The organism is Streptomyces polygonati (assembly GCF_042650325.1).
Classification (GTDB): domain Bacteria; phylum Actinomycetota; class Actinomycetes; order Streptomycetales; family Streptomycetaceae; genus Actinacidiphila; species Actinacidiphila polygonati.
On the sequence record NZ_JBHSBB010000006.1, the window covers coordinates 109862 to 117327 of the forward strand.

At 75.1% G+C, this 7466-nt stretch carries 6 protein-coding genes; 2 read left to right on the top strand and 4 right to left on the bottom strand.

What is annotated here, in order from left to right; all coding sequences use genetic code 11:
* Nucleotides 1-71: 71 nt before the first annotated feature.
* Nucleotides 72-1799 carry a hypothetical protein gene (locus ACFO3J_RS05915; protein WP_386426788.1) on the bottom strand — a complete coding sequence of 576 codons (1728 nt, stop codon included), beginning with the start codon at nucleotides 1797-1799 and terminating at the stop codon, nucleotides 72-74.
* A 529-nt stretch (nucleotides 1800-2328) separates the two neighbouring features.
* Complete coding sequence (ggt, locus tag ACFO3J_RS05920) at nucleotides 2329-4239, bottom strand: gamma-glutamyltransferase (RefSeq protein WP_386426790.1); 1911 nt, start codon at nucleotides 4237-4239, stop codon at nucleotides 2329-2331.
* 192 nt (nucleotides 4240-4431) lie between these two features.
* On the opposite strand from ggt, the gene ACFO3J_RS05925 reads away from it, so the two are divergent.
* Nucleotides 4432-5205 (top strand): hypothetical protein, encoded by a 774-nt coding sequence (locus ACFO3J_RS05925; protein WP_386426792.1) that lies wholly within the window; start codon nucleotides 4432-4434, stop codon nucleotides 5203-5205.
* On the opposite strand, the gene ACFO3J_RS05930 is transcribed toward ACFO3J_RS05925, so the two are convergent.
* Together ACFO3J_RS05930 and ACFO3J_RS05935 are read right to left on the bottom strand one after the other, a co-directional pair.
* A complete protein-coding gene (locus ACFO3J_RS05930) occupies nucleotides 5174-5926 on the bottom strand; it encodes a ZIP family metal transporter (protein ID WP_386426794.1) in 753 nt (250 codons plus the stop codon). The two genes, ACFO3J_RS05925 and ACFO3J_RS05930, sit on opposite strands and share 32 nt — an antisense overlap.
* Nucleotides 5927-6011: 85 nt before the next feature.
* On the bottom strand, nucleotides 6012-6956 hold the full coding sequence (locus ACFO3J_RS05935) for a cation diffusion facilitator family transporter (RefSeq protein WP_386426796.1): 945 nt from the start codon (nucleotides 6954-6956) through the stop codon (nucleotides 6012-6014).
* Between the two features lie 92 nt (nucleotides 6957-7048).
* On the opposite strand from ACFO3J_RS05935, the gene ACFO3J_RS05940 reads away from it, so the two are divergent.
* The gene (locus tag ACFO3J_RS05940; protein ID WP_386426798.1) at nucleotides 7049-7447 is read left to right on the top strand and encodes a DUF6479 family protein; all 399 of its coding nucleotides are present in this window, start codon (nucleotides 7049-7051) and stop codon (nucleotides 7445-7447) included.
* Nucleotides 7448-7466 lie beyond the last annotated feature (19 nt).

The window sequence follows — 7466 nt, forward strand, 5'->3', positions numbered from 1 at the left end:
AGCGCCGGCGTTACCGGCCCAAGACGTTTCGGTTTCCGGCCGCCGCGACCCGTTCGGCGGTGTGGGCGGGGTCAGTGATCGGGCAGGGCGGCTCGGCGCAGGGCCGCCACGATGTCGCGGCGGCGGGACTTGGAGACGCGTTCGGCGGCGGTGAGCAGTGCGGGGGTGAGCGCGGGGACGGTACGGGCGACGTCCACGGCGTCCTCCGGGGTGTGGGCGCGGATGAGGGTCTCCAGCAGTTCGCCGGCCTCGGTGGTGCGGGCGTTGTCCTCAAGTGCGGCGGCGACCAGGGCGATGTCGGCGGCCGGGCGGGCCGCGACCTGGCGCAGCAGGGTGCGGCTGTCGTCGGTACGGCCGTCGGCGGCGAGGGAGGCAGCGGCGGCGGCCAGCGGGGCGGGCGGCAGGGCGGCGATCTCCCAGAGCAGGGTGGCCACGTCGGCGGCCAGCCCGGTGCGCTCCAATTCCTTGACCAGGTAGGGCAGTCGCTCGGGCGGACCTTCGGCGGCCTCGCACAGCACGAGGTAGGCGGCGCCGCTCTGCCCGGAGCGCCGCAACTCCCCCAGCCGCGCGGCCCCCGCCTGGGCCTCGGCGGCCCAGCGCGGGTCCACCACCCGGACCGGTGGCGCCTCCCGCATCTCGGGGGCGCCCGCGAACCGGGCCCCGCGCGGGGCCTTTCCGGCGGGCGTCGCGGGCGCGGGCACTACCGCCGCCTCAGCCGCGGTGGCCGGTGCCCCGGCGAAGCGGGCGCCGCGCGGCTTGGCGGCCCCGCCGGGCAGCGGGATCACCTCCGGCTCGGCGAGGGGCAGGGCGGGCGCTCCGGCGAAGCGGGCGCCCCGGGGGGCGGACACCGAGGGCTCAGCGGGCTGCGGGTTCTGCGGGGCTTGGGGGGCCCGCGGGGCGAACCGGGCGCGGCGGGAGGCGGGCACGTTCGGCGGCAGGGCCGGCGCGTTGTCCGGGCGCGGGGCGCCCGGTGCCTGCGGGTACGGGTGCGGGTCCGCTGCTTCCTTCCAGGACGCGGGCCCCTCGTACGGCGCCGCCGCCGGCGGGTCCGCGTCCGCTCCGGCTCCCCAGAAGGGGGCCCGGGCCGGCCGCCGCACCGGGTCGGCCCGCACCTCGGGCCGTATCCGATTCTCCGGCGGCGGCCAGGCGGCGGAGGCGCCCGCGTCCGGCCCCGCCGGGGCGGCGGTTCTGCGGGCCCAGAAGTCCTGGCCCCTTTCCTGGCTGCGGTCCCTTTGGTCCTGGCCGCGGTCCTGGCCGCGGTCCTGGCCCGCCTCCGCCACGTCCGTACGGCCGGTGAGGGCCGCCAGCCGGGCGCCGATTTCCGCTAACCGGGCGGCGGCGCGTTCGCGGTCGTCCCGGGACCAGGCCAGTGTGTTGGCGAGCCGGGCGGTGGTCGCCCCCGGGGCGGTGGCGGCGGCCTGGTCGAGCGCCCGGGCGGCCTCGCGTTCGCGCATCAGGGCCAGGTCGTGGGTGCGGGCGGCGGCGTCGAAACGGGCCCGCAGGGCGCGTTCGGCGCCGGGCGCGGCGTCCCAGGCGGCGACCGCGGCCCGGTGCAGGGCCTGGGCGCGGGCCGCTTCCGCGGGGTCGGGCGCGCCGCCGTGACCCACGGCCAGGTCGTGCAGCAGGGCCCGTACGACATCCCACGGCGGCACCTCGGCCCCACTGCTGTACGCCTGCACAGCGCCCGGCTCCCGCTCCGCGAACACCCCGTACCACCCGGGGCGTTCACCGAGCGCCGCGACCAGCGAGCGGAAGTAGTACGCGAAGTCCGTCGTCGCCCGAGCCAGTTCCGTTGTCACCACGTCCTCCGCCGCCACCTCTCCCGTTCCGCCCCGCATTGCACACCCGGCGCGTTACGGCCCTGCTACAGCCGGTTTTCATCTGCCGACGGCATTCCGGGGGCAAACATGCCGGTTTCCCCACCGGGCCGGCCGCCGAGGCACCGCCGGCCCCCTCCCGGGGCCCGGCTCCACGGGGGGAGCGCCCGGCGGCGAGCGCCGCGCTGAGCCGACGGTGGGGGCTACGCGGACGCCCACGGCCGGGCAACCGGGCGCCGCACGGCTGGATCTCCCGGCGGTAGCCGGGGAAGGGGGGATAGCGCGGGCCGGGCCAACTCCCAGGGCCCGGGCCTGTGCGGGCCGATCTCGCCGGTGGCGGCGCGGCCCGCCGGGCCGGGCCCGGCGTCCGAACCGGAACGGCCGGGCAGCGCCCCGTCGGGGGCACCCGGCCGTCAGGACCCCGGAGGTCGCGGCCGCCGCACGGAGGGGAACGGGCGAGCCGCCCGTTCCCCTCCCAGCTCCGACGGACGGCGGATCGTCCAGGGGGCGGTCAGGAGCCCGAAGGGGTCACCACCGCTGCTGAGCCGCCGCCGCGGCGGATCGGTTCGGCGGCGGCGAGCCAGCGGCCGTCGGGGAGGCGCTGGATGCCGGTGGCCGCGCCGATTTCCGGGTTTTCGGTGAAGTGGTGGCCGATGGATTCCAGTTGGGACTTCAGGGGGCTGTCCCACAAGGCCGGTTCGAGCTCGGTCGCGGCGGCGTTGCGCTGGCTGGCGCGCGGGGCGGCGATCGCGTCGACCAGCGGGAGGCCGCGGTCGACGTGTTCGGTGAGCACCTGGAGCACGGTGGTGATGATGGTGGCGCCGCCGGGCGAGCCGATGGCGAAGTCCGGGCGGCCGTTCTTCAGCACGATCGTCGGGGAGATCGAGGAGCGGGGCCGCTTGCCGGGCCCCGGCAGGTTCGGGTCGGGCACAGCGGGGCTGGCCGGCACGAAGGAGAAGTCGGTGAGTTCGTTGTTGAGCAGGAAGCCCCGGCCGGGAACGGCGATGGCGCTGCCGCCGGTCTGCTCGATGGTGAGGGTGTAGGAGACGACGTCGCCCCACTTGTCGGCCACCGTCAGGTGGGTGGTGTTGTCGCCCTCGTAGGTGGTCGGCGCGGCCTGGCCGGCCGTGCCGCACGGCGCCGGGTGGGCCGGGTCGCCGGGGGCCAGCGGACTGGTCAGCACCGCGTCGTCCTTGATCAGGCAGGCCCGGGAGGCGGCGAAGCGCTTGGAGGTGAGCCCGGCGGTCGGCACCTGCTCGAAGGCGGGGTCGCCGACCCAGCGGCCGCGGTCGGCGAAGGCGATCCGGCTGGCCTCGATGTAGTGGTGCAGATACTGCGCCTGGCTGGCGCCGGCCAGATCCGTGTGCTCCAGGATGTTCAGCGCCTCGGCCACGGTGGTGCCGCCGGAGGAGGACGGCGCGGGACCGTACACGTCCAGGCCGCGGTAGTCCGTGTGGGTCGGCGCCTGCTTCTTCGCGTGGTACGCGGCCAGGTCCGCGGTCGTCATGTCGCCGGTGCGGACCACCCGGGTGGCCGCCGGGTCGACCGGCGGCCTGCGTACCGTACGGACGATGTCGGCGCCGATGTCGCCGTGGTAGATCGCGCCGATGCCTTTGGCGCCCAGCTCCTGATAGGTGCGGGCGAGCAGGGGATTGCGCAGGGTGGAGCCGACCGCCGGGGGCTGCCCGCCGGGCAGGAAGAGCGCGGCGGTGGCCGGGAAGTCCTTGAAGCGGTCCTGGTTGGCCGCGGTCTGGGAGTTGAAGGTCGCGTCCACGGTGAAGCCGTCGCGGGCGATCTTCTCGGCGGGCTTCAGCACGTCGCCCAGCGAGCGGCTGCCCCACGCGTCGAGCGCGGTCTGCCAGGTGGCGGCGGTGCCGGGTACGCCGACGCCGCGTCCGCTGGTGACGGCGTCGGCGAAGGCCAGCGGCTGTCCGTTCTCCACGAACAGCTGGTCGGTGGCGCTGCGCGGGGCGGTCTCGCGCCCGTCGATGGTGAAGACCTGGTGGCGGGCGGCGCTGTAGTAGACGAAGTAGCCGCCTCCGCCGATGCCGGAGGAGTACGGCTCGGTGACGCCGAGGGCGCCGGCCGTGGCCACCGCGGCGTCCACCGCGTTGCCGCCGCGGCGGAGCACCTCGATCCCGGCGGCGGTGGCGTCGGCGTCGACGCTGGCGACCGCTCCCCCGTAGCCGACGGCCAGCGCGCTCTTGGGCGTCGGCTGACCGGTCGGCGGCCCTTGGTGCGTCTGGTGGGCGGGTGCGGCGGCGGTCAGCGCGACGACCGCCGCGGTGACGGCGAGGGCCGCCACCGTGCGTAAGGCGAGCCGGGGGCGGCCGGGGACCCGCCCCTTCGCCCGCCCCACCCGTCTGGTGCGTTGAACTGATCCGCTGTGACCGGCTGGTTGGGTCCGACGGTTGCTGTCCATGATGAAGCCTCCACTCAACGACCGTCCCGGCAGCCTAACTTCACCCCACCCGTCCCGTCAGGACCGCCGGTGCGGACGCCGGCGACGCGCCGGGCGACCCCCCCGGGCGGGCCGACGCGGGCCGACTCGGGGCGGTACGGGGCCGGTCCGGGGCCGTGACCCGGTTGCTCGAACACCGCTACGATCCGCGCCATGAGCGACGACGCGCGCACCCTTGTCCTCGCGCTGGCCTGTCTGGTGGTCGGCGCGGCAGTCGGCTGGTTCGCCCGCAGCCGGCTGTGGCGGCGCCGGCTGCTGCGCAAGCAGCGCTTCTTCGGGCTGCCGCGGGACTCCGAGTGCCTGCTGGTGGTGCCGCGCGACCCGGGTGCCCGCGGCTGGAGCGTGGCCCGGCACGACGCGTTCGCGCTGCTGGAGCTGGCCGCGGTGATCAAGGAGTGCGGGGCGCACGCCGAAGTGCTGGCGCACGACACGGCCTGGCAGGGATTCGGCGCCCGCACCGAGTTCTGCATCGGCGGCCCGGCGGCCAATCTGCGGCTGGCCGCGCATCTGCGGTCGATGCTGCCCGGCGTCGAGATCAACACCGACCCGGCGCCCGGCCCGGAACAGGCCGCGATCGCTGTCGGCGGGGAGACCTACCGGCTGGACAAGGGCGCGGTGGAGTACGTCCTGCTGGCCCGGCTGGCCGCGGCCGGCGACTCCGGCAACGACCGCCCGGTGTTCCTGTCCGCGGGCCAGGTCGGGATAGCCAACCAGGCCGCGGTCCGCTATCTGGCCCGCCACCACCTGCGGCTGGCCCGTAAGTACGGCGTGGACGCGACCTTCTGCCTGCTGCTGCGGGTGGTGAACTCCCAGGCGTACGGCTCGGACATGGTCGAACTGGTCGGCGACGTCACCAAGGCGGCGACCACCGCGAAGGCGGTCCCGGCCGGGGCGTTCAGTCAGCCAGACCGATCACCAGCCACATGATGGCCGCCCCGGCCACCGTGCAGATCAGCGTCGTGCTGGACGGGTGCGGGCTGTGCGCCTCGGGGAGGATGTCGGAGGTCGCCAGGTAGAGCAGGAAGCCGGCGAAGAAGCCCAGATACAGGCCGAGCGCGCCGGACGGGATGGTGAACGCCAGCGTGATCGCGGCGCCCACCACTGGGGCCAGCGCGTCGGCGCCGAGCAGGATCTGGGCGCGGCGGCGGCCGTTCCCGTACAGCCGGGTGATGGTGTAGGTGTTGAAGCCGTCGGCGAAGTCGTGCGAGATCACCGCGATGGCCACCACGGCGCCCACGGTGCTCCCGGCCTGGAACGCGGCGCCGATCGCGAAGCCGTCCATCACACTGTGCCCGACCAGGGCCGCGGCGGCGGCCAGCCCGACGCCCTTGACCGGGTCGTGGGCGTGCCCGTGGCCGTGGGTGTGCGAGGCGTACTCGCCCTCGTGGGCGCGGTGGATGGCCACCGAGCGCTCCACGACGTGCAGCGCCAGGAAACCGGCCACGAACATCAGCAGCGCGGCGGGCACCCCGAACACCTGCCGCGGCTGCGTCCTGAGCGCCTCGGGCAGCAGGTCGAAGCCGACCACGCCCAGCATCAGGCCGGCGGCCAGGCCGAGCACGAGGTGGCGCCGGTCACCGATGCGCTGTGCGACGACGCCGCCAATCAGGGTCATCGCCAACGCGCAGGCGGCTATCAGAACCGGCATGGGGTCATGATCCACGACCGCGCGGGCGGCCGCGACCCAGGGGTGCCTTACTCGCGGTGACTTCGGTCACCGCGCCGCCGGGGTCTCACGGGGTGGCGCCCGCCGAGGGGGCGGCCCGGCCGGCGCGTTCGATCCGGGCGTCGGTGATGTCGAGGAAGACCCGGTCCGCGGTGGGCCAGGTCTCGTGGATGGACTGCCGGATGCGCAGGCTGACCTCCTCGACCCGTTCGCTGTCCATTCCGGGGACGAGGTCGATCCGGGCGGCCACCAGCGTGGAGTCCATACCGAGCCGCATCGTCAGCAGCTCCTCCACGGTGTCCACCTCGGGCTGCCCGAGCAGCAGCCGCTCGATCCCGTCGCGCAGCTCGGGATCGACGGCGACCCCGATCAGCTGGTCGTGCGCGCCGCGCCCCAGCGTGAAGGCGACGAACATCAGCAGTACGCCGATCGCCATCGAGGCGGCGGCCTCACCGACGCCGTTGCCGGTGACCATGTGGACGACCAGGCCGGCCGCGGCGAAGAGCACACCGATCACCGCGGTGCCGTCCTCGGCCAGCACGGTCCGCAGCGCCGGGTCGCTCGCTCCCTCACCGGAGCGGCGGGCCTGCACCACCGCCTTCAGCAGCGACGCGCCCTCGGCGATCAGCGAGACCAGCAGCACGATCAGGCCCGCGATGTAGCCCGCGTGCGATTCGTGCTCGCTGCCGCTCAGCGCCCGCACCCCCTGGTAGAAGGAGAAGCAGCCGCCGAGTACGAAGATGCCGACCGCGGCGAGCAGCGACCAGAAGTAGCGCTCCTTGCCGTAGCCGAAGGGGTGGTCGCTGTCCGGCGCGCGGCGGGCGCGGCGCAGCGACAGCAGCAGGAAGACCTCATTGAGGCTGTCGGCGACCGAGTGCGCGGCCTCGGAGAGCAGGGCCGGCGAACCGGCGAACAGTCCGGCGGCGCTCTTGGCCGCCGCGATCAGCAGATTCGCGCCGAGCGCCACCAGAATCGTGCCGCGCGTTCCCGCGTCGCGCCCTTGCTCTGCCATTCGTGCTCCTCAGCGCGTCGTGCGGTTTCCTGGTCGTTGTTCCGTGTTCCCCGCCGGATCTCGGGCATCCGCACCACAAGGAGGTGCCGAGAATGTCCGCTTACGACCATCCCGCCGTACACCTGGCGATCCAGGACTACCAGGTAGCAATCGGCCCGGCGATCCTCGGTGTCGGCATCGTCATCGTGCTGATCTGGGCTGTCCGGCTCGGAATCCGCCGCCACGGCCGCGGCCCCGGCGTACCGCGTGGCAGTCGGCCGCGGTCCGGCGCCTGGCAGACGCGGCAGGAGCACGAGTCCGGCGCGCCCGAGGACCACGGCCCCGGCCACCAGCCGCCCGATCTGCGAACGCACGAGTCCCGGCAGCCCGAGCCGGACGAGATGCCACGGGACGGCCGCCGGCGGCTGCCGTACGAGGTGCGCAGCTCGGGTGTCCGCGGCGGCCGGGAGAGGACGCACGGCAAGCGGCACAGCGGTCCGAACGTGGACTGAGCCGCGGTAGGAGGCAGAT

Excerpts from the sequence above, each read along its gene's own strand:
- ggt (WP_386426790.1), bottom strand. The coding sequence starts at position 4,239 with ATGGACAGCAACCGTCGGACCCAACCAGCCGGTCACAGCGGATCAGTT.
- ACFO3J_RS05925 (WP_386426792.1), top strand. The coding sequence starts at position 4,432 with ATGAGCGACGACGCGCGCACCCTTGTCCTCGCGCTGGCCTGTCTGGTG.
- ACFO3J_RS05930 (WP_386426794.1), bottom strand. The coding sequence starts at position 5,926 with ATGCCGGTTCTGATAGCCGCCTGCGCGTTGGCGATGACCCTGATTGGC.
- ACFO3J_RS05935 (WP_386426796.1), bottom strand. The coding sequence starts at position 6,956 with ATGGCAGAGCAAGGGCGCGACGCGGGAACGCGCGGCACGATTCTGGTG.
- ACFO3J_RS05940 (WP_386426798.1), top strand. The coding sequence starts at position 7,049 with ATGTCCGCTTACGACCATCCCGCCGTACACCTGGCGATCCAGGACTAC.